Origin of the sequence: Vibrio sp. 10N.222.48.A3, assembly GCF_041475345.1 — a bacterium.
Taxonomy (GTDB): domain Bacteria; phylum Pseudomonadota; class Gammaproteobacteria; order Enterobacterales; family Vibrionaceae; genus Vibrio; species Vibrio tasmaniensis_A.
The window spans coordinates 1-2222 of sequence record NZ_JBFRVX010000337.1 but is presented as its reverse complement, the minus strand read 5'-3'; the positions used below and the strand labels follow the sequence as shown (position 1 = coordinate 2222).

Below are 2222 nucleotides of genomic sequence, written 5' to 3'. Positions count from 1 at the left end.
TACCGATGTTGATGCTAATGATGTGGCGGCTTTTCAACCTAACGGAACGTTTAATCCTGAAGGTTCGACCAATGATACTGCGTTGGGTATGTTGACCATTACCGACGATGGCGAATGGACTTACGTCGTAGACAACGACGATGTGCAATATCTCGATGACGATGAATTTGTCACCGAGGTTTACACGGTGACTGCGATTGACGGAACCACAAGTGAAGTAACTATCACCATCAATGGTGCTGATGATCCATCCGAAATTACTGTCGGAGAAGGTGACTCAGACATGGGTGAGGTGACGGAAGATGTCGATGTTGACCCGGAGAGTAACGACTTGATGGCGACGGGAACACTGACGATTACCGATGTTGATGCTAATGATGTGGCGGCTTTTCAACCTAACGGAACGTTTAATCCTGAAGGTTCGACCAATGATATTGCGTTGGGTATGTTGACCATTACCGACGATGGCGAATGGACTTACGTCGTCGACAACGATGATGTGCAATATCTCGATGACGATGAATTTATCACCGAGGTTTACACGGTTACTGCGATTGACGGAACCACAAGTGAAGTGACAATCACTATTAATGGTGCTGATGATCCATCTGAGATTACGATTGGGGAAGGTGACTCTGACGTGGGAGAAGTGACAGAGGACGTCGATGTCAATGAAGATACCAACGAACTCTCGGTGTCCGGTACTTTAACGATTACTGACGTCGACACGAGTGACATGCCTGCATTTAAACCTAATGGCGTGTTTACCCCTGTTGGATCTACTTATGCACTTGCACTAGGTATGTTAACGATTACTCCTGAAGGGGCATGGAGTTATGTCGTTGATAACGATGCGGTTCAATACTTGAACGATGACGACACGGTTATTGAGCGATATGTCGTCACCGCCATCGATGGTGTAGAGCATGTTATCGAGATAACCATCAATGGTGTCAATGACGCACCTGAAGCGACCAGTTTCACGGTCGTTAATGATGAGGACGCGATTATACCTATCCTCTTCGATTCTGAAGATGGCGGCATGCCAGATTACATCTCAGATATAGAAGATGATCATGACGACATTCCACTTAATATTCGGATAGAAAGTTTGCCAACCAACGGCAGCCTTTTGTATACCGATGAAAATGGCGTCACGAGAGAAATTGTGCAGTCTGACGTCGACAACGGTGTGTTGTTTGTCCCAAATAATATCAGCTTCGTTGCCGGGCCAGGAGAAATGTTTGAAATGGGCTTCAGTGGTGACCCTGACGATATGCCAGAGCTCGTTGATGGTTTCTATAATTGGGGCGTCGCGGTGTCACCAACCGAGAGACTTATTACCCTAGATAACGGCAATACGATTACGGTTACGATTGAAGACAACAATAATAAACCTTTGAAACAGTATCAAGGTGAACAGTCTCATGTCGGTTTTGGTATTGGTGATACCGATGGTAGAGGTATGAACAAACAGGAGACCTTAGTCCTCGATTTTACGAATAACCCATTAGGGGTCGTTGATTTTGGTTTAGATGGTTTGGGTGGTTCATTTAACACCAATAGTAATGTTTATGTTGAAGTACTCTATACCTTTGCTGATGGTACAACGCATACAGAGCAGTATCAGAAAGACCCCGGAGACACCGGAAATAGCCAACTTCTTTATGATTTTAGTTATTCATCACCAGATAATCCGATCGTTGGAATGGAGTTGTCATCGACAGGGGGCAGTTGGGAGTTACGCTATGTCCAAGGTAACGAGGCGGTAACTGAAGGCCCGCAGTTTGATTATGTCGCGGTCGACTCTAATGGCGCAGAAAGCACGGTAGAGACGGTCACCATAGATATCGAAGAACCGCAGCAATATAACGTTATTAGTGCAGCGAGTAATGAACCTTTGTATGCCGAGTCAGGCAACGATCTGCTGATTGGAGATAGCGGAGACAACATCTTCACTTGGCTAGACTCTACGCTCGACAATGGGACCGATATCATTAAAGACTTTGAGCTTTATACGGAGGGCGCCGGTGATCTGATTGACCTAAATGATCTACTTGAAGACCCACAAGATGAAACTCAAATGGCTGAGCTGCTTGGCATGATTGAAGTGTCTGTTGATGGAGACGATATCGCACTATCGATTCCAATCAATGGCGGCAGTGGTACTCAAACCATAGTGGTTGAAGGTATTGCAACGGAAATGGGAGCTTCGGTTGATC

The 2222-nt window shown here is 45.7% G+C and carries 1 protein-coding gene; it reads left to right on the top strand.

What is annotated here, in order from left to right; genetic code table 11:
* On the top strand, positions 1-2222 hold a 2222-nt coding region (locus AB4653_RS10720), incomplete at both ends, for a VCBS domain-containing protein (RefSeq protein ID WP_372104117.1).